General features: G+C 41.5%; 14 protein-coding genes and 1 pseudogene. 4 read left to right on the forward strand and 11 right to left on the reverse strand.

Going from position 1 to position 21,244, the window contains the following annotated elements:
• Position 1 precedes the first annotated feature (1 nt).
• The 3 genes from OCU38_RS13085 to OCU38_RS13095 all read right to left on the reverse strand — a co-directional run bounded on the left by OCU38_RS13085 (position 2) and on the right by OCU38_RS13095 (position 2,754).
• Entirely contained in the window at positions 2–1,015 is a 1,014-nt protein-coding gene (locus tag OCU38_RS13085) for a hypothetical protein (protein ID WP_261824685.1), read from the reverse strand.
• A 316-nt stretch (positions 1,016–1,331) separates the two neighbouring features.
• Positions 1,332–1,811, reverse strand: a complete 480-nt coding sequence (locus OCU38_RS13090; RefSeq protein ID WP_023403340.1) for a DUF4149 domain-containing protein — start codon at positions 1,809–1,811, stop codon at positions 1,332–1,334.
• A 199-nt stretch (positions 1,812–2,010) separates the two neighbouring features.
• Positions 2,011–2,754: a phosphatase gene (locus tag OCU38_RS13095; protein ID WP_023403339.1), complete on the reverse strand. Its 744-nt coding sequence runs from the start codon at positions 2,752–2,754 to the stop codon at positions 2,011–2,013.
• Between the two features lie 686 nt (positions 2,755–3,440).
• Here OCU38_RS13095 and OCU38_RS13100 point away from each other — a divergent pair.
• The 3 genes from OCU38_RS13100 to OCU38_RS13110 all read left to right on the forward strand — a co-directional run bounded on the left by OCU38_RS13100 (position 3,441) and on the right by OCU38_RS13110 (position 12,002).
• Positions 3,441–6,014, forward strand: coding sequence for a GH92 family glycosyl hydrolase (locus OCU38_RS13100; protein ID WP_261824686.1), 2,574 nt, complete (start codon positions 3,441–3,443; stop codon positions 6,012–6,014).
• 472 nt (positions 6,015–6,486) lie between these two features.
• Positions 6,487–9,060: a GH92 family glycosyl hydrolase gene (locus tag OCU38_RS13105; protein ID WP_261824687.1), complete on the forward strand. Its 2,574-nt coding sequence runs from the start codon at positions 6,487–6,489 to the stop codon at positions 9,058–9,060.
• 344 nt (positions 9,061–9,404) lie between these two features.
• Positions 9,405–12,002: a GH92 family glycosyl hydrolase gene (locus OCU38_RS13110; protein WP_261824688.1), complete on the forward strand. Its 2,598-nt coding sequence runs from the start codon at positions 9,405–9,407 to the stop codon at positions 12,000–12,002.
• 921 nt (positions 12,003–12,923) lie between these two features.
• On the opposite strand, the gene OCU38_RS13115 is transcribed toward OCU38_RS13110, so the two are convergent.
• Both OCU38_RS13115 and OCU38_RS13120 read right to left on the reverse strand, forming a co-directional pair.
• Positions 12,924–14,285 (reverse strand): fructose-specific PTS transporter subunit EIIC, encoded by a 1,362-nt coding sequence (locus OCU38_RS13115; protein ID WP_390625281.1) that lies wholly within the window; start codon positions 14,283–14,285, stop codon positions 12,924–12,926.
• 1 nt (position 14,286) lies between these two features.
• Complete coding sequence (locus OCU38_RS13120; RefSeq protein ID WP_261824690.1) at positions 14,287–14,727, reverse strand: PTS sugar transporter subunit IIA; 441 nt, start codon at positions 14,725–14,727, stop codon at positions 14,287–14,289.
• 511 nt (positions 14,728–15,238) lie between these two features.
• On the opposite strand from OCU38_RS13120, the pseudogene OCU38_RS13125 reads away from it, so the two are divergent.
• Positions 15,239–15,565: pseudogene (locus tag OCU38_RS13125) on the forward strand (glycoside hydrolase domain-containing protein); the annotation flags it as partial.
• Positions 15,566–15,791: 226 nt separating this feature from the next.
• Here the strand turns inward: OCU38_RS13125 and OCU38_RS13130 are convergent.
• The 6 genes from OCU38_RS13130 to OCU38_RS13155 form a co-directional block, all read right to left on the reverse strand.
• Complete coding sequence (locus OCU38_RS13130) at positions 15,792–16,670, reverse strand: acetamidase/formamidase family protein (protein ID WP_261824691.1); 879 nt, start codon at positions 16,668–16,670, stop codon at positions 15,792–15,794.
• A gap of 418 nt (positions 16,671–17,088) precedes the next feature.
• On the reverse strand, positions 17,089–17,367 hold the full coding sequence (locus tag OCU38_RS13135; protein WP_023403327.1) for a peptidylprolyl isomerase: 279 nt from the start codon (positions 17,365–17,367) through the stop codon (positions 17,089–17,091).
• A gap of 86 nt (positions 17,368–17,453) precedes the next feature.
• Positions 17,454–17,699, reverse strand: coding sequence for a hypothetical protein (locus OCU38_RS13140; protein WP_021714543.1), 246 nt, complete (start codon positions 17,697–17,699; stop codon positions 17,454–17,456).
• Between the two features lie 95 nt (positions 17,700–17,794).
• Positions 17,795–19,249 (reverse strand): DUF4041 domain-containing protein, encoded by a 1,455-nt coding sequence (locus OCU38_RS13145; protein ID WP_261824692.1) that lies wholly within the window; start codon positions 19,247–19,249, stop codon positions 17,795–17,797.
• A 185-nt stretch (positions 19,250–19,434) separates the two neighbouring features.
• Positions 19,435–20,613 carry a tetratricopeptide repeat protein gene (locus OCU38_RS13150; RefSeq protein WP_261824693.1) on the reverse strand — a complete coding sequence of 393 codons (1,179 nt, stop codon included), beginning with the start codon at positions 20,611–20,613 and terminating at the stop codon, positions 19,435–19,437.
• The gene (locus tag OCU38_RS13155) at positions 20,610–21,236 is read right to left on the reverse strand and encodes an energy transducer TonB (protein WP_261824694.1); all 627 of its coding nucleotides are present in this window, start codon (positions 21,234–21,236) and stop codon (positions 20,610–20,612) included. Before OCU38_RS13155 ends, OCU38_RS13150 begins: the two co-directional genes overlap by 4 nt.
• Between the last annotated feature and the right edge of the window lie 8 nt (positions 21,237–21,244).

Here is a 21,244-nt window from a genome sequence, read left to right on the forward strand (position 1 = left end):
CTTAACGTTTTGACACGTCTGATTGGCCAAATAGTCGAGCAAATAAATTGATATTTAAATACTGAGCGCCATCATCTGCAGTTAACGGTGGTGTTTGCGTAGTAGGATCTGCATCTAATGCATTTGAATTACAATTAGAAACCCACACACCGTTTTGCAATTGGCCGTTGTTCAGCAAAATATCACAGTTGATATCGTTCATACCGCCTTCAGAAGTAATCGCTTGAACGTAATAAGGAATGTTGTTCGGCGTTGATGTATCTAGCGCGCCATCATGCGCATAACCAACAGTGTGAGTTAATTCACGCAGCAGCTGCGCCGCATTTTTGTGCAAATCAGCCGTTTTTTGCGCGGCACTTAAACTTACGTACAGCTTAGGCTCGCCTTGCACACTGTCAAACTGACCATTATTTGCCGTTCCTTTGTTCGATGCAGAAACATTAAATGCCACCATTTGATAAGTGGCATCGCTCCAAGACTGGATGCGATCATTCACAACATCTTTAAATGCCACGTAATTAGATGGGATAGTTCTCGCATCGCCACTACCTGAATGAAATGCACTCGCATCCATTTTTTCTAAACCTGCACTATCAAAGCGATCTGCAAATTCTTTTGTATTCACAATAAAGGCAATTTGCCCAAGCATACGACGAACGTTATTTTCGGCTTGGGTATCCCATTGCTGTGGCGTTTGAAGTGTGTTTCCCCAATCAGCAACAATTGCAGTAGTGGCAAAGTTAAACTTTACATCGGTAAAGATAGGGCTAGCAACTTTGGATACGTATTTAGCTTGCTCAAAATGGTGTTCAGTGACATAAACCGCATCATCGTGGCTAAGATGAAAAGTTTTTTCTAGTTTCGCTTCGACCTTCAGATTATTCAGTTCCTGCCCCGCATGATCTAGCGTCGTTTGCAGTTTATCTTGAATGTGATCCACTGTAGCGACGTCACAGCCGTTTAATACCAAAGCTGAAATACCCACTAATACGACACTTTTCATCTTCAAACTCATTACACACCCCTACTCATAAATGTATTCACAGGCACATTAATATGATTAATAACAAATCTAATGCGCTCAGTTGAATAATGGGGTGGAGTATGAACTAAGATAGCCAAACCCCAAAACCAAACTATGTTTTCAGTTATGGGTTTGCAAATATGGGTTTTCAGTTATGAGGTTTCAGTTATGAGGTTTCAGTTATGGATATTGCAAACATAGGGGACAGTTTTGGGTTTTCCCATTTTGCTTTTCAGAGATAAGTACCCAGATATGGGGCTTGCTGCCAAAAATATGGCAATGCAAGCCACTTGTAATGCAGTAAACCCTAGCGAATTAACTTAAGAATATTACGGACCGCTAAAACAATTCCGGAAATAACCGTAATTTTGAAGCAAATTTCAGACGCTTTATGAATCGATGAAAATGCCGCGCTTTGTGTAACCAAAGGGCCTCTTTCTTGCATATGAACGATTGCAGGTACGAAATAGAAAACGAATAATAATCCCGTCACCACCATCAAAATCATGCTGATCAAAGCCAACCAATCTGCACTTTTTTTCAGATATTGGAACAATTCATAAACCAGTGACACCAAACAAACCACAACTAAGGGGTAAGATAAGCGGACAAATACCGATGTCATCAACAAGCCTTCTTGGAAGCGGTTGAGTATGGGCTCCCCTAGGGATGTAATCGAGTTAAACAGTACAGGTGCCACAACAACACCGGAGAAAAGCGCAAAGCCCATAATGACTGACAGTAAAACAACATAAGAGATAGCAACAGTTTTCGTTATTAGGTTCATGATCCAATCGCATGCTTATACCAATCGTACTAAATAACGGGTCATTCTAGCTTGTGAAAATGCTCGATAACGGCGCTAGTTCTGATCACTTACTTAGTGTGATTGGTGTTAAAAGTTAATACCAAGCCCAACAGTCCTATTGGGCTATATCCATTGTTTACCCTCTATTAAACTACAAAATAGCCTTAACTAAATAGCTTTAAAATTCAAATTCGTCTGCAATATCAATACCTTTTGTCGCAAGATAGGCAAACAATGAATCAACGGTATTGTTCACCACACGCTGCGCTGGATAACCTACTTCTGTGATCAATGCTTTTGCGACATCAAAACGCCCTAAATCCCATGCATTGTGCGCGTCTGAGCCAACACTGATTGGCGCATCGTATTGTTTGGCTAGCGTCGCCAATATTTTACAGTTGCTATAACTGGCTTTTCTTGAATATAAAAAAGAGCTGTTATTTATTTCAAGGGCGACATTTTCTTTTGCGGCCAGTTTAACTATCTCTTCGATATGAATTGGGAAATTCGGGTTGCCGGGGTGCGTCACCACATGCACCTTGCCACTTTTAATGACGTTACTCATCGCCTCAGTGTTTGAATCGATATCTCGAGGGGCAAACACAGGTGGATGAAAGCCAGTAAGGATAATATCTAGGTTGCTACGGATAGACTCATCAATATCGATATTGCCTTGCAGATCTTTAATATTGCTCTCTATGCCACGTAAAATACCGACCCCGTCCACAACTCGAGGGAACGTCAGACTGTTTACGAAATGCCACTTATGAGGCGCATCTTCCATATCAGGGCCATGATCGGTATTGGCAAATAAACGTATGCCGCGCTTTGGCGCTTCACGCACATAATCATGTATGGTGCTGTAAGCATGATCACTTGCTAAGGTGTGAGTATGTAAATCCACTTCTAACTTGTAACTCATTGTAAAACCTCTTTTAAAACCCTATAGCTACCGAAATATCACAGGCTGTATGCAAACTTTGAACTGCCTACCATATACGACTTTGTTTAAACTTTCATGGCATAAATCAGTGCACTTTACACCTGCTAACAGTGTCAGTTGCAATATAAGGTTTGTATAAAACTGCCGTCATTTACGATGACTATACAATTCGTTACCCTCAGCAAAGCACTATTCAAAAATTATGAATAAAATGAATTTAATTCCTCTTTCATTAAGTGAATAAACTTCCTTCAATTATTTAAATTTATTCTTCTCTTATTATTAATAATAATGAAAATCCATTTATTGAAAATAAAGTAAAACATACTGAATTTAATAACACTTTTTATTTTAACCACTAAAAATGAAATATTACTTCCCATTCAAACACAAAGTTGATTGCGACCTAAGTCACGGATTCACAAGCACTTTACCCATAATTTAAATAGCAACCAATCAGCACAACAATAATATCACCGACAAAAATAAGACCTAGTTAATTATTGTATTATTTAATGCGTTAATATTTAAATAATGAAACAACCATTATTGTTGTTTCATTAACATGTCTACTGATTAGTAAATTCAATACAGGTGATTAATTGTATTACCTTATTAATAATAAAAAGAACATCTCCCCTACAAATTAATAAAAGGAAGTTACTGTGAAACATAATTTAAGTTTACTTTCGCTATCCATCATCGTTGCTTTAGGTGGTTTAACTGCGTGTAACGATAGCAGTGATAACACTACAGCGAAGGTTGAAAAAGCGGCGCCAACGGTAGCAGCAGAAATAACACCCGCCATTGAGCAGCAAACCCTATTGACACAAGCTCAGCCTAGACAGCTTGATGATTTAACCCAATATGTCGACCCCTTCATCGGTACAGGTGGCACAGGCCATACTCATCCGGGGGCTGTAGCGCCAAGTGGCATGGTGCAAATGACACCGATTGTCTACGATACTGGCACGGAAAAATGGAAAGTGTGTTCCGGTTACCATGATGACGAAACTGAGCTTATCGGCTTTGGGCACACAGCATTTAGTGGTACTGGGATCAGCGGTTTAAATGAGTTCCAAATGTTGCCATTTACCACTGAAACTATGCCAAAAGATGCGGATATCACTTCCTACCATCCGCATATTGATAAATCCACCGAAGAAGCGTCTCCGGGCTACTATCATGTGAAAATTAAAGAAAGCAATATTGATGTTCAACTCACCGCTACCGAGCGTGTGGGCTACCACAAATACACCTATCCTGATGGTGCCAAACCTAAGATCAACTTAGTGTTTACTGACTTCAATAAGCAAACAAACAAGGTCGACTACTCTATTGTCGATGATCACACCATACGTGTGACGCAGACCATTTCTTCATTCTACACACTGCGACAAGATACCTACTTCTATGTGCAGTTTGACCATAAATTTAAAGCCAACCCAGAGTTCCACCAAATCAAAGGATGGTGGGGACCAACTGAGTCTGGCACTTTAGTGCTCGACTTTAGTGGCGATGGTGATGTGCATCAAATCAATGCCAAAGTCGGTATTTCGTACACTAGCTTACAAGGTGCAGAGCAAAACTTTGATGTCGAAGGGACTCGCACATTTGAACAAGCCCATGCCTACACCAAAGGTTTGTGGAACAAAGAGCTAAACGAAGTCAAAGTGGAAGGTGGTACACCTGAAGATCTCACCACTTTCTATACCGCGCTTTATCATACAGAGCTAGCGCCGCATCTATTCCAAGACGTTGACGGACAATACCGCACCATGCGCCGCGGCGATTACACCATAGTCAAACACGCCGATGATCCTAACTCTAAAGTATTTAGTGTGTACTCACTATGGGATACATTCCGTGCCTTGCACCCACTTAAAACTATCATCGAGCCTAAACACGCCGTTGAATTAGCCAAAGACCTTATTCGAAAATATGAAGAAGGTGGCATTCTACCGAAATGGGAACTGCACGGTGACTATACCGGCACTATGGTGGGCTACCCTGCTGTTGCCGTTATTGCCGATTCTATTACCAAATTCCCTGACCAATTCACCGCTCAAGAAAAACAAACCGCATTGGCTGCTGCACTGCGCTCTGCTGTTTACAAAAGCGGTAACGAAGTGATGAAATTTGACCCAGGATGGAGAGTGTATGACGGCGTACAAAAAGAGAACTTAAAATTTGTTGATGGTTCTCGCAATAGCCTAGATGAACCAATGAGCACTGAATGTGATCCATTGGCACCGGCTAAAGATTCATTGTGTGGCTTTGTTCCAGCGCTAGGCCATGACCATGGTCAAAACGAATCGGTATCCTACGGCTTAGAAATGGCTAACTTTGACCATGCAGTGGTGATGATTGCTAATGCTGCAAACCGTGATGATGTTGCGAAAACATTTGAGCGCCGCTCCGAATACTGGCACAAATACTGGGATGCCTCTAACCCTGACAACCCAAGTGAAAACTGGAAAGAAAAATACAACATGACCGGCTTTATGCGCCCTGTATGGTCTGACGGTAGTTGGTTCACTTCTGATGATGGTGAATTCCACCCTTACAAAACCAACAGCGGTTCGGGTAACTACACTGAAGGGACTGCATGGCAATGGACATGGTTTGTGCCACAAGATGTGGAAGGCTTAAAAACTATCATGGGTGGCAATGACGCCTTCTTAAGCAACCTAAATGAAGTGTTCTCAAATGTGTGTGACAGTGCTAAGGATTCGACCTGTGCAACCACACCAGATATGACCGGTATGTTGGGACAAGTAGCGTTTGGTAATGAACCATCACAACACATTCCATTCCTATACAACTGGACGAGTGAACCTTGGCATACTCAAGAAGTGGTTGACCAAATTCAGCACACTATGTACGGCACAGATCGTGGTGACATAGTCGGTAACGAAGATGAAGGTCAAATGTCGGCATGGTATGTGATGTCTGCACTTGGGCTATACCAAGTCAGTGGTTCAGATCCTGTCTTGACGGTTGCACGTCCTCTGTTTGAGAAAGTGCAAATCCCTATGCAAGATGGCGTATTTACCATTACCGCAGAAAACAACAGCACAGCGAATAAATACATTCAATCTGTGACTATTAACGGCAAACCACTCAACAAAAACTTCACTTTTGATTTTGCAGATTTGAAGGCCGGTGGTGAACTGCACTTTGTGATGACTAATGACGTTAATCAAGCAATGAAAGCGGATCAACTAGCCAAAAGCTAAGCTCCCTTTTCATCCATCGCTAGGTAAATAAAAACGTTAGCTTGGTTCTTCGGAGCCAAGCTATTTTTTATATCTATACATAATGAAAAACAGTGACAATAAGTATTAAAAATCATTCCTTAACGGTAATTTCTTGGTTATTTACACAATAAGACATTATTAATTTTAAAGTGATTCAGACTCATTATTCATACACGTAAAAGTGCAATGTTAATTTTCATTTGGTGACGCGAGTCATTGCGATATAAGTCACGGATTCATAAGCACTTTAGCAATACTTTAGACAGCAATAAATCAACAAAAACATTATTCAAACTTGCTTCTAGATATATACTTACTTGTAGTATTTAAGGTTAAAAAATACTACTTCCCTTTCAGGACGCAATAATTAAAGCAACAGAATTAATTTGTAAAATTTATATTAAAAATAAAAACAAACATACCCTACAATTATTAATAAAAGGAAGTTACTGTGAAACATAACTTTAGTTTACTCTCACTATCCATCATTGTGGCACTCGGTGGCTTAACTGCATGTAACGATAACAGTGATAACACTCCGGCGAAGACGGCAAAAACAACTCCAGCAGCAAAAACTGCTGCGCATAAAGCACCCGTAGTAGAACAGCAGCAGCTACTGACCGCCTCTCAGCCTAGACAACTGGATGACTTAACTCAATATGTTGACCCTTTCATCGGTACAGGTGGAACAGGGCATACTCATCCTGGCGCCGTCGCACCCAATGGTATGGTACAAATGACGCCAATTGTTCATGACAAAGGTGGCAATGGATGGAAAGTCTGCTCTGGATACCATACCGACTTTACTGAACTACTTGGTTTTGGTCATACCGCACTAAGCGGCACCGGTATTGGTGGTTTAAACGAGTTCCAAATGCTGCCATTTACCAGTGAAAGTAAGCCAGCAGATATCGATATTACCGCTTATCATCCGCACATTGATAAATCTACCGAAGAAGCGTCTCCGGGCTACTACCATGTGAAAATCAAGGAAAGTAATATTGATGTTCAGCTCACCGCAACCGAGCGTGTCGGCTACCATAAATACACATTCCCTGAAGGTACCTCACCTAAAGTCGCCTTATCATTTAGTGACTTTAACAAGTTCATGAGCACCTTTGCCTACACCATTGTCGATGATCAAACCATACGCATTACGCAGACAATTTCTTCATTCAATACCATGCAACAATCCACTTACTTCTACGTGAAGTTTGACCATAAATTTAAAACAGGGCCACTTTATCACCCTGTCTCAGCATGGTATGGATACCAAGGTTCACTGGTGTTAGATTTCAGCGAAGATCCAAATGTACATGAAGTTAATGCAGAAGTTGCCTTGTCTTATACCAGTCGTCAGGGCGCTGAACAAAACTACGATGTAGAGGGTAATCGTACCTTTGACGAGGCTTATGCGTACACTAAAGGCTTATGGAATAAAGAATTAAACGAAGTCAAAGTAGAAGGTGGCACACCTGAAGATCTCACCACTTTCTATACCGCGCTCTACCATACCAATATTGCACCGCATATCTTCCAAGATGTGGACGGCCAATATCGTTCCATGCGTCGCGGTAATTTTGCTGTGACTAAAACAGCCACCGACCCAGACTCTAAAGTGTATAGTGTGTACTCAATATGGGATACATTCCGCGCCTTGCACCCACTTAAAACCATCATTGAGCCTAAACATGCGGTTGAATTGGCTAAAGATTTGCTCAGAAAATACACCGAAGGTGGCATCTTACCAAAATGGGAATTGCACGGTGACTATACTGGTGTGATGGTGGGATACCCAGCGGTGTCAGTAATTGCCGATGCCATCACTAAGTTCCCTGACCAATTTACCGAACAAGAAAAACAAACCGCGCTAGCTGCTGCACTTCGCTCTGCTGTGTATAAAAGTCAAAGTGCGGTGGCAGAATTTGACCCAGGCTGGAAAGTCTACGGCGGCGTACAAAAAGAGAACTTAAAATACGTCGATGGCTCTTACAACACCCAAAATGAACAAATGACCAGCGAATGTGACCCATTAGCTTCAGCCAAAGATTCGTTATGTGGTTTTGTACCTGCGTTAGGCCGTGACAATGGTCAAAATGAATCTGTTTCTTACGGCTTAGAAATGGCCAACTTTGACCATGCCGTAGTAATGATTGCCAACGCTGTTGGTCGTGATGACGTTGCCCAAACATTTGAGCACCGCTCCCAATACTGGCACAAATACTGGAACGCCTCAAACCCAGACAACCCAAGTGAAAACTGGAAAGAAAAATACAACATGACCGGCTTTATGCGTCCAGTATGGTCTGATGGTGAATGGTCTACCTCTGATGATGGTGAATTCCACCCTTACCTCATTAACCATGGTTCTGGTAACTATACCGAAGGGACTGCATGGCAATGGACTTGGTTTGTACCGCAAGATGTTGAAGGCTTGAAAACCATCATGGGGGGTAACGATGCCTTCTTGAGCAACCTAAACGAAGTGTTCTCTAATGTGTGTGACAGTGCTAATGATTCTACCTGTGACACCACCGATGATATGACGGGTATGTTAGGGCAAGTGGCATTTGGTAACGAGCCATCGCACCATATTCCATTCCTATATAACTGGACATCAGAACCTTGGCACACACAAGAAGTGGTGGATAAAATTCAGCACACCTTATACGGAACTGACCGTGATGACATAGTAGGGAACGAAGATGAAGGTCAAATGTCAGCATGGTATGTCATGTCAGCATTAGGTTTCTATCAAGTCAGTGGTTCCGACCCTGTACTTACTGTCGCACGACCTCTGTTTGAGAAAGTGCAGATTCCGATGCAAGACGGCGTATTTACCATTACGGCTGATAACAACAGCACAGCCAACAAATACATTGAGTCTGTCACTATTAACGGCAAACCGCTTGATAAAAACTTCACCTTTGATTTCTCAGAATTCAAAGCAGGTGGCGAATTGCACTTTGTTATGACTGATGATGTCAACAAAGCGATGAAATCTGTTCAGCTAGCAAACGGCTAATAGCAATCACAATAATTTAGTGAATATGCATAAATAAAAGCTTGGTTCTTTTGAATCAAGCTTTTTTATGCGCCCTATTAATTATATATTCAGGATAATTAATATCTCTAAATATATTAGAAAACTGGAATTTTACATTTCATTTAAAGTGAAGCCCCGTTGCGACCTAACTCACTAAAAACAAAGATATTTTAAGTTAATTTATGTACGCCAATTATTCTTAATATATAGATAATTATTACTTTCGCAATTGTATTATTTAACGTTATAAAACGCAGTTAAAATACATTTTCGAACAGCTGAAAATAATAAAAACACCCTACAATTAATAAAAGGAAGTTACAGTGAAACATAACTTTAGTTTACTCTCATTGTCCATTATTGTGGCACTAGGTGGCTTAACCGCATGTAATGATAATAGTGATAACACCGCAGCCAGCGTTGATAAAAATGCACCAGCAGTAGAAAAAACAACGCCAACTCCGACACCAACCCAGACACAAAACGTCGAGCAACAACTTCTTACCGCAGCTCAACCTCGACAACTTGAAGACTTGACTCAATATGTTGATCCTTTCATTGGTACCGGTGGCACCGGACATACTCACCCTGGCGCTGTGACACCCAATGGGATGATACAAATGACACCGATTGTTGACGATGAAGGCGTTGATTGGTGGACTAGATGCTCTGGTTATCATACTGATTTCACCGCGATTCTAGGCTTTGGTCATACCGCACTTAGTGGTACAGGTATTGGCGGTTTAAACGAATTCCAAATGCTGCCGTATACCACCGAAAGTATGCCTAGTGGTTCTAAAATTGAGACTTATCGCCCCCATATAGATAAATCGACTGAAGAAGCCACTCCGGGTTATTACCACGTGAAAATTCAAGAAGGTAATATCGATGTACAACTTACCGCCACCGAGCGTGTCGGTTATCATAAATACACCTTCCCTGATAGCGCTAAGCCAAAAATCAGTTTTGTTTTTGACCGATACAATAAGCAATTCAACTCTGTTGACTATCAAATTGTGGATAATCAAACCATACGCATCAAACAAACTATTGCCTCGTTCTTTACTCTGCACCAATCAACGTACTTCTATGTGAAGTTTGACCATAGCTTCAAAATGCCCCCAGAGTTTATTGAAATCCCGTCAACATCATCTTGGAGCCAAGATAAAAATGGCGTGCTAGAGCTTGATTTTAGTGGCGATCCTAGTGTCCACCAAATCAATGCCAAAGTGGGAATTTCATATACTGGCCCGCAAGGTGCAGAGCAAAACTTCGATATAGAAGGTACTCGTACTTTCGATGAAGCTCGCGCTTATAACAAAGGCTTATGGAATAAAAAACTGAATGAAATCAAGATTGAAGGTGGTACACCAGAGAATCTAACAACCTTCTATACTGCGCTGTACCACACCAATATGGCGCCGCACATCTTCCAAGATGCTGATGGTCAATATCGCAGTATGACTCGCGGTGATTACTCGTTTGTGAAAACCGCCACAGACCCTAACTCTAAAGTGTATAGCGTCTACTCATTGTGGGATACATTCCGTGCATTGCATCCGCTAAAAACCATTATTGAGCCACAACACGCGGTTGAATTAGCCAAAGATCTTCTTAGAAAATACCAAGAAGGTGGTCTGCTACCAAAATGGGAACTTCATGGTGACTACAGCGGCACTATGGTGGGCTACCCTGCGGTTGCAGTAATTGCCGATGCCATCACTAAATTCCCAGACCAATTTACCGATAAAGAAAAACAAACAGCATTAGCGGCGGCGCTGCGCTCTACGCACTATAAGAGCTACGCCGAAATATCTAACACTGATCCGGGCTGGAAAGTCTATGATGGCGTGCAAAAAGAAAACTTAAAATACGTCGATGGCTCGCACAACAGCTTAGGCGAACCAAGCAATACTCAATGTGACCCATTAGCGCCAGCAAAAGAGTCTTTATGTGGCTTTGTGCCTGCGAAAGGTCAGCAAAATGGTCAAAATGAGTCTGTCTCATACGGCTTAGAAATGGCCAATTTCGACCATGCTGTAGTAATGATAGCTAATGCTCTACATCGTGATGATATTGCGAAAACCTTCGAGCTACGCTCTCAGTACTGGCATAAATATTGGAACGCCTCTAACCCTGATAATCCAAGTGAAAACTGGAAAGAAAAATACAACATGACGGGCTTTATGCGTCCAGTATGGTCTAACGGCGAATGGTCTACCTCTGATGACGGGGAATTCCACCCATATAAAACCAACCACGGCACCGGCGATTACACCGAAGGTACGGCATGGCAATGGACTTGGTTTGTACCGCAAGATGTTGAAGGCCTAAAAGCCACTATGGGGGGTAATGACGCCTTCTTGAGTAACCTAAACGAAGTCTTCACCAATAAATGTGCAAGTGACGACCCTGCGCAATGTACGACAACCGCCGATATGACCGGGATGTTAGGACAAGTTGCGTTTGGTAACGAGCCTTCGCATCACATTCCATTCCTATACAACTGGACATCTGAACCTTGGCACACTCAAGAAGTGGTTGATAATATTCAGCACACCTTGTATGGCACGGCTCGTGATGACATGGCGGGTAACGAAGATGAAGGTCAAATGTCAGCGTGGTATATCATGTCTGCGATGGGCTTCTATCAAGTCAGTGGCTCTGATCCTGTATTTACCCTAGCGCGACCTCTGTTCGACAAAGTACAAATCCCAATGCAAGATGGGGTATTTACCATTACCGCAGACAACAACAGCGACACCAATAAATACATTAAATCAGCGACTATCAACGGTAAGCCATTAAATAAAGACTTTACCTTCGATTTTACTGAGTTCAAAGCAGGTGGCGAACTTCACTTTGTAATGACAGATGATGTAAGCCAAGCAATGAAACCGGATCAATTAGCGAAAAGCTAATACCCATTAAGGTTATCAATGCCTATATAGCTTGGCTCTTCGGAGCCAAGCTTTTTTATTTGCAGGCCATTTAAATACCATCCCAGCCACAACCACCCCATACTCCCGACAGACTGACTCTTCACTGTGATTGACGATAGAACGTCAGACAGTTTCCTTACAGCTTAAGGAGAGGCAACTTAAGACAAAGGCAGCTTAAGCTCAGCAAAAGTATTAACGCGATATCGATAGATAAACCACCAGCAAGCTTTCCCTTTGCATGGCCTTTTTATTGCCTAGCAGGAAAACACTTTAAAACTATCAGGCTGAATGACGATTGATTGCTCTTTAGAATACTTTAATCAACATCTATAGCCTTAAATATCCATGCCAAGAAATTAACTTGCACAGTGACACTTTCAAATACCAGAAAGTAAAACATCATGCGCTAAGAAGTGTGTCTTCTAAAAAACAAATCAATAAACGATATAGCACTAAAACGCGATGCATATTTAATAAATCTATTTACTAGAAGCTAGCCACACTTAAAGCAATCCTAACAATATAACTTACTCAGTAATATTAAAAGAGTATGGCTTACCTAGGGTGAGTTCTATTAGGATAAATTATCTATATAACGAGAAATATTATTCAATGAAATGATAAGGACTGACTAGCACTTTTCTATATGAGATTTGCACAGCGTCCATATTAACTTATATGAATACACTATTAAGACATCATTAATTGCGCAGAAACGAGTGTTTCATATACAGATATAGCCAATGAATAACGGCTATTAGTATTACTATTGTGGATATTAAGAAAGGAAAATAAAAAATGGGAAGAGAGCTCCGGCTATCTTCCCATGAGAACAATGCAGATTTTAAATAATAATCTTCAATATTGGACGCGTAATTTGAAGACTATTAAGGTCAAAACCTAAGCAAATAAACCTGCAGCGTTCTTAATAGCGTCTTTAGTTGAACATTCTACTGTTTCTAAGCTTGCAAAACGTTCAGGCTCTTTCACTTGGATATCGTGGGCTAAAATTACTTTCTTAGCATGTTTAATATCGTCAGCAGTAATACGGTTTTGAATGCCATCTTGGCCTTGAGTTTCAACTTTAATATTAATGCCCGCCGCTTTAGCCGCTTTTTCTAGAGCAGCCGCAGCCATAAAGGTATGCGCTACACCTGATGGGCAACAAGATACTGCTACGATATCAGGGTGGCCTGAGTTACCTGCTGGGATAGCTACGCTTGGAGCCGCTGTAGAATCTTTAACAGTTTCATCATCTTCAGTAACCACTGGTTTCCACAAACCAACAATTAACGCAGTCGTTAGTGAGCCGGCAATAATACCGATTAGGTACGAGGTACGGCCTTCAACAACAGGTAGTACAATCAATCCACCCCAAGGAGCATGACACAATACATCGGCCATGAAACCTATCACGTTACCTACGATACCACCGGCGACGATTGCTGGTAGCACGCGCAATGGATCGTTGGCAGCAAATGGAATCGCACCTTCAGAGATACCAATTGAGCCCATGATGACAGCCGCTTTACCCGCTTCTTTTTCATCAGAGTTGAATTTTTTAGGAAACAAGAAAGTCGCAAGAGCCATACCTAGTGGTGGAGTACAGATAGCGATTGCAACGCCACCCATCAACCATGGTTGAGTACCTACTTGAGTTTGTGCAAATAGAGTTGCCACTTTGTTTACTGGACCGCCCATATCAAATGCAGTCATACCACCAAGCAACGCACCAAGAGCCACTTTACCTGCGCCAGCCATGCTAGTAAGGCCTGCGTTCATCGCGCCCATACCCAGTTTGATTGGCTCACCAATACCCCACAATACGATACCTGAGGTGATTAACGTACCGACTAGAGGGTATAGGAAGAAACCACCTAATGCCTTCATATTGGCCGGTATTGGGATCTTTTTAAGCTGTCTTACTACATAACCGGCAATGAAGCCTGTCACGATACACCCTAAGAAACCACCACCAATATCAGACATTAAACCAGACGCAATCATCGCTGGAGCAAGAGCAGGTTTGTCCGCTAAAGAGTAAGCAATGTAACCACCAAGAATAATAGGGAATAGAACTAATCCTTTAATACCTATCGTCGATATATCGGCCAAAATACCACTGTCAGGCACAGCCCCTTTACCAGATAACATTACCGCGATGGATAATAACACCCCACCTGCCACAATGAATGGAAGCATGTGGGAGGTACCAAATAATAAGTGTCCTTTCAGACGGGAAAAAGTTTGAGTAGTCACGATATTAGTCCTTTTTTATTATATTTAGTGCATCTTGTGCAGAGTTTGCATTACACAAGTTAGTTACAAATTCTGGGTCAAACTTAACGAATAGGGCCTTCAGTATTTCAATGTGATAATCACTATCTGCCGGAGAAGCAATCATAAAGAAGACTTTGGGTTGAGGCTCATCATCGTCTTGATCGTATTCAATACCGTCTGGTGCTATACCGACTGATATAGCAGGCGAAATAACGGTTTCACTTTTACAATGTGGGTACGCAATTCCATCAGTTGTCGTTGTACACTGTGCTTCTCGAGTTTCAATTCCTTTAAGAAATACATCCAAATCTTTAATTCTCGACTCTTTCAGTAGCGGTGCAGCGAGTTCCTTGAAGAGGTCTTGTTTATTTTTAGAGACAATATTTACATTGATTAGCTCTACATTTATTAACTCTTCGAGCATAGGGTAGTCCTTATTATTTTTTCATGTAGGTAGGAATTGCTTTTTAAATTATTGGAAAATAGAGAATTAAAATGGCGAACAAGTCACATAATTAAATTTGAACGAGATCATAAAAATGGAATGTTACATTTCACGATAAATTAAATTTCCATGCGATATTAATCACAGAATAATTAGTAAATGAAAAATACTGTAAAGTAAGATTTGGAATTATATAAATAGCAGATATCAAAATATAAACTATTGATTTGTAAGACCATTATTATGTCATACAATTTGTATGTAATATTGCATTTAATGATGGCTAATATATTTTATATATCCATTAAGCAGCAATATTAAGAATAAATATCCATTTGTATTATCTTATTAACGACAGCACTATGAATATAAAATCAACAAAGGAAATACAGTGAAGCATAACCTCTATTTGCATTCATTATCCATCGTAGTAGTTCTTCGTTGTAATGGGGTCAGGTCTTGAAATTTGCATACCTTATGTAGAGCTAATCACGAAGATGTTGGTCAAATGTCGGCTTGGTATGTCATGTCAGCAATGGGATTGTATCAAGTCAGTGGTTCAGACCCTGTATTAACGGTCGCACGCCCGATCTTTGATGAGGTACAAGTACCAATGGGTGATGGTGTGTTCACCATTACTGCTGAAAATAACAGTGCGCAAAACAAATACATCAAGACAGTTACCATCAACGGTAAACCTCTGCATAAAAACTTCACCTTTGATTTCTCTCAGATGAAAGCAGGTGGTGAATTGCATTTCGTAATGACCAACGATGTGAATCAGGCCATGAAACCTGAGCAATTAACCAAAGGATAAGCTGCTCTCCCCCACAGCTAAACCAAAGACAAGCATGATTCTTTGAGCCACGCTTGTCTTTTTTATTAGAGGGGGTCAGTATGAGAGGGGGTCAGTATGAGAGGGGGTCAGTATGAGAGGGGGTCAGTATGAGAGGGGGTCAGTATGAGAGGGGGTCAGGTCTTGAAATTTGCATGGCTTGCGTGAGCAAGCCATGCAAATTTCAAGACCTGACCCCCAGAGAAGATTATTTAAGCCAAGATAAGTTGACCGTTACTTTCGCCGTTTTTAATGGATTCACTATCTGAGACACACCTAAGTCCGCACCCACACTCATCCAGCGACACGCAACATGCTCATCCAGTTGATGTTCAGAAATAAGATATTGGTGAGTCTTTTCAACCGCTGCCGTCGCCGCTTTATCAAGATCGGGATCAGATGCAATAAAGGTAAACAGCTCCCCATTTAATACCGAAGGAGTAGGCAATTGCGATTGCTTTAATACCTCAACAGAAAGGGTGACTTTACCTGAAATCTCAACACCCGTTCCAGAAAGCTCGCCATCCCCCATTGCCGCATGCAAATCACCAAGCGATAGCAGTCCACCAGCATGATTTACAGGCAAATACACGATAGATCCTTTTTTGATCTCTTTAGTATCCATGTTGCCACCATGCTCACCTGGGCTACCACAGGCAATCGCACCCTCTGCTGGCGCTGTGCCGATCACACCTACCATAGGAGACAATGGCACAGAAAGATTTGGCGCAATCTGTGCGCTTTCACCGATGATCTCAACAGGTTGTACAATCGAACCAGAAAGCTTATGTGAAAGGCTACCAAATAGATCTGAGGACACCATAGAGCCTATTGCTGCCAACTCAATATCATGAATAGTAATGGCAAGCACATCCCCTACTTCTGCACCTTCAATAAATACTGGGCCTGTAGCTGGGTTTACCTTTGCAAAATCAATCTCTTCGAGAATATAACCAGCCCCTTCCATTTGGTTACGAAAGCAATCGAAGGTATCAACAGAGAATGTTTGATTTTGTTGTACATGTGCAACGGCAGCGTTGTCTTTACTCATGGCGTACACATAATCTTTGGTGGTGATGTGAGTCATTGTTTTATCCTGTCTGCAGCGCCTCTCAAAACAATTAGAAACGCGGTGATAAATTAGTAATGTGAACCTAATATTTGAAAAATAGAAATTCCAAGCGGAATTATACCAATCGTACTAAATAACTGGTCATTCTAGCTTGTTAAAATACTTAATAATGGATTTGCAATTTTTGATTGTAAAATAAAGGCTTATTAACAAAATGGCATATCGTCAAGCATTGTTCAGAGCAACTTCTGAACCTTTCATTTCTGTGATAGGTATAAGCGATAACGAAGATAAGAAGGCTTGATCAAGCTTGCTTCTACTTTCTATAAGCTAACAGAGCTGTAGAGTGATGTGAGCGAAAAGAAAAAAGCAGAACTCAATATTCTGCTTTTCAGTGCATAGAAATGCCTCGCTATCTAGGCATCTAAGCCATCTAGGTGCGCCAAAGCACCTTCACGATGTGCCAGCCGAATTTTGTCTTCACCAAATGCGGTGTAATGGTTTCAGCGGTGAAAACCACTTTATCAAACTGAGGTACCATCTGACCTTTCTTAAACTCACCCAGATCCCCCCCTTTTTTCCCCGAAGGACAAGTGGAGTACTTGCGAGCTAATTCAGCAAATTTCTTGCCTTTTTTAAGCTGAGCCATGATGTCATCAGCTTTATCTTTATGCTTCACCAATATATGAAGCGCGTGCGCTGTTCTTGCCATTGTTGTTCCCTAGGGGTCAGGTCTTGAAATTTGCATGGCTAGATTTTATCTAGCCATGCAAATTTCAAGACCTGACCCCGATTAGATTAGTGACGTGTTGGACCTCTTCTTACAAGATCTTGCCCGTTCTGGAATACATCTTCTGTGACCCAACGAGAAAGTAGAAGCTGATGATTATCATCAAGTACCGCAACAAAGCGGCGACCGTCTTTATTGCTAGTGGCTAAAGCCAGTCCAGCCACATTGGTTAGGCTAAAGCCGCCATTTTCAACCGCAACTAAAAATGCTTCAAGCTCTTCTAACGTGGTAATAATGTCTGCATCATTGTTCATGGATATTTTCTCTAGTGAGCAAAGTGATAATGGCAGAATGGTGCGATATTTTATTCTAGAATGCAAATTTCAAGACCTGACCCCATTCAGTTTCATTAAATAGATTCTGCAAATTGAGGTACTTTTGAATCAGCATCGACAGATTGACCTAAGCGTATAGCTTCTTTCATCTCAGCTTGTTTTAGAATCGCTTTGGTTTCGTGGTAATCCTGAGCTACCGCTGTTTCAATAAACTCTACCTTTTCACTAGCAAATTCTTCAACCGCCTGTTTTATTTTTGTTAATTCGACATTAAAAAACTCCTTGCGTCGATTAACCATATTAAGACGTTTGTGATCAAACTGACGATGTAACTCTTTCTCCAATGAAGGGGCGTCTGAAGTATGAATCATGGCATGTACATCAAAACTAAAGGGGACAGAAGCATCACCTAACTCTTTCACTCTATCCAAGGGCTCTAATCGACGTGTCATACCAATTTTATACACATCCTCACCAAACGAACCTATGTTACTAATGACATATACATGTCCTTGCTTGGTCTGCTCGGCCATACTTTGTGCACGCTGATGCTTTTGTTCTGCTTGCTCTAAGTCTGATTGAAGTTGTGCTATTTGCGCCTCAAGGTTCGCTCTCGCTTCCTCGCTAGCCGATTCAAGTTGTGTTTGTGCAACTTTTAGGGCTTTCTGATATCTCGCTTCTTCTTTAATTGCTTCCTGCTCAGCCTTTTTAATTTCGGCTTCAATTTTAGCCTCTTCGCGCATCTGAGCTTTTATTTCAGCTTGTTCTTCTTTTTCTCGCTGCTTTTTCTCTTTATATTCATAAGTTAATCGAAGCTCTTTGAGTTTTAGCTCCAAGTATTGCTCTGAAATAACGATTCGATTAGATTCGTTGAGATTATTTATAGCCTCAAACGCTTTGGCAATACGCGCTTCCATTTTAACTGCATTTTTCCAAGTACAGTTTGCAATGGCTGCTTCACACTCATTATTAAACGCTCTAGCCGTTAATCGAATACCTCGATTAGTCATTTTACGGCCTTCCACTTTCGAATCACCAAGCGTCCACTGAGTGGTACAGTAGATAGCACCTGTAATATCCTTATCACGAACCAGACGCTTTTGATCTTCTTTGCATCTACGGATTTCATCTTTAAATTCTTCCGATGTTGCAAAATCAAAGTGAGATTCATAAAACCCTAGTTCAAGCAACTCTACGTCATCATTGTAAATGCCCACTTGATAGATAAGAGAGTCAAAAACCGTTTTCTTTTGTTTATACTGATTTCGAAGCTGTTCAATATCATCATTCACTTGTGAACGCTTATGTTCAGCCTCTGTTTGATAGGCTGCTAACTGACTTTCCCGTTCATCAACTTCTTTGTCAATATCAATAATATCAACATATTTTTCCTCATAGTCCGCTATAGCTTTATGGCTATGAGTTAACTCGTCTTTAACGGATAAAAGCTGTTTCTTGACTGAGCTGAGTTTTGCAACAACCACAATTATAATGACAAAAAGCAAGCCAGTAGCAACGATGAAAGGCATTGATGGTAATGATTGAAAGAGCGTTTCAGGCTAACTCCAAATGATTAATGATATACGAACAACTTATACTTCGTTTTTTGCTTATAGAAACACTCTGAGAGTAACCCACACCTAAGCTAGAATAAGGCTCGTTTTCACTCTCAAAACGCTAGATGGTTCTACCGCACTGTACAACAGTGCAAATTTCAAGACCTGACCCCGCTTAATTGAGTTAAGTATTTAACCCAATTGATTGTTGAGGGGGTCGAGTTTATTTGGTTTGCTTTTTGGGCGTGGCGTAGGGCGTTGGGGATGTCGCCTAGGCGGTAGTAGGCCTCAACGCTGGTGAGCTCGGTTCTTGAGCTGGTTTTTTGTTTTTTCAGTTGGGTTAATGCAGTTTTGTATTGCTTGTTTTGCATTAATAATTGGATATATGACCAGCGATATTTACTCTCTTTTTCGGTGGCTCTGGCCCAAGCTTTTAATGATTTGTCCCACTCTCTGGCTTGTTGCCAATATTGTGCTTCTATGGCGAGATCTTTTGCTTGAGTGTTGTCGGCTTTGTTTAATGCATGAAAGACTTCGGCTGCTTTGAAAGGGACATTTTGCTTAGAGTACAGTTGCGCCATCATGCGGCGTTGAGTTTCTGTTAAGGTAAAGCCTGCTCGCTGATACTGCTTCAATGCTGCCAACGCTTGCGGGTAGTCTTGTAGCTGCAAATAGAGATTAATGGTCTGTAGCCACCAACGCGTAATGTCAGGCTCGTATCCGCGCAGGGCTAAGGTGGTTTTTAAGGCGCTATGCCATTTTTGCAGCGACAGCTCTGCCCCTAAACGTAGGTTTAATACGGACACTTGAGGGGCTCCGCCCAATGCCACATATTTGTTGGTTGCATCAATCACTGGTTGCCACTGCTGCAACTGATAGTTGCCTTGTGCGATACGTAACCACACTTGTTGGATGGCGTTGATGGCAATAATTTTGTGCGTATTATTTTGCGCGATGATCTCATGATAAGTCTTGATTGCAGAGCGAGTGTGACCATTAGATAGCTGAATATCCGCAAGCATACGCAAGGTTTCAAGATGCTGTTCCACTGGTAAGCCATTGGCTTCTACGGCTTTAGAAAGTGCCGTTTCTGCCAGGTGCGTTTGCTTTTGTTGCCAATACAAAATACCCAACATTCTTTGTACGACAGAGGTATCGTAGACGCGGCTTGTTGAGATATTCTGTAAAATTTTAATCGCTTTGTCATTGTGATCATTGCTTTGCAATTCATAAGCTTGATACACGCGAGTAGCCACATTACGACTTAACGTTTGTGCTTGAGCTGTGCCCGCTATTAGGCTAATCATTAGGGCTAGAGCCAATAGTAAGTGCTTCATTTTTGCAGTCTAAACTCCAACTTCAAGGTTTGCCCTTTTTGCGCTGTGGCTTTGCCGTTAACCACCAGCGGTTGATACTTCCAGCGCTGTAATGCACGCATCGCTTCTCGGTCAAAAATACGTTTTGGTTTACTATCAACAATCTTAATATCTGTCGGTCGGCCGCGATCATTAATGGTAAAGCTCATCACCACATAACCTTCTATTTTACGGCTCAATGCACGGATGGGATAACGAGGTTCAATTCGTTGTAATGGCATGACTTGTTGATTTTGTCCAATACTGACCGGACCCGGATTAGCAATCGCCAAACCAGACACTGCGGTATCTACCGTCACTAAAGGCAAGTCAAATTTTTGCATGGTAAAAGGCGTATCCGATAGCTGGCTTGAGCTACTGGTTTGCATCTCTGGCGGCTTAGTCGGCGTTTGCGGAGGCTCTGGCAACTGGCGCTGGCGCCTTTGGGCGTGGCTATCTTGCTCTACTTGTAAGATATCAAAACGCACGATTGACTGCTGTTCAGGCAAAGGGCTTTTGCCTAAATTGACCAACCAAGTCATAAAGCCAAACACAAAAAATGTCAGTAATAGCGCAATCGGCAAAGCGATAAGTAATCGTTTCATCAACAGTC

It is taken from the genome of Vibrio neonatus (assembly GCF_024346975.1).
GTDB lineage: Bacteria > Pseudomonadota > Gammaproteobacteria > Enterobacterales > Vibrionaceae > Vibrio > Vibrio neonatus.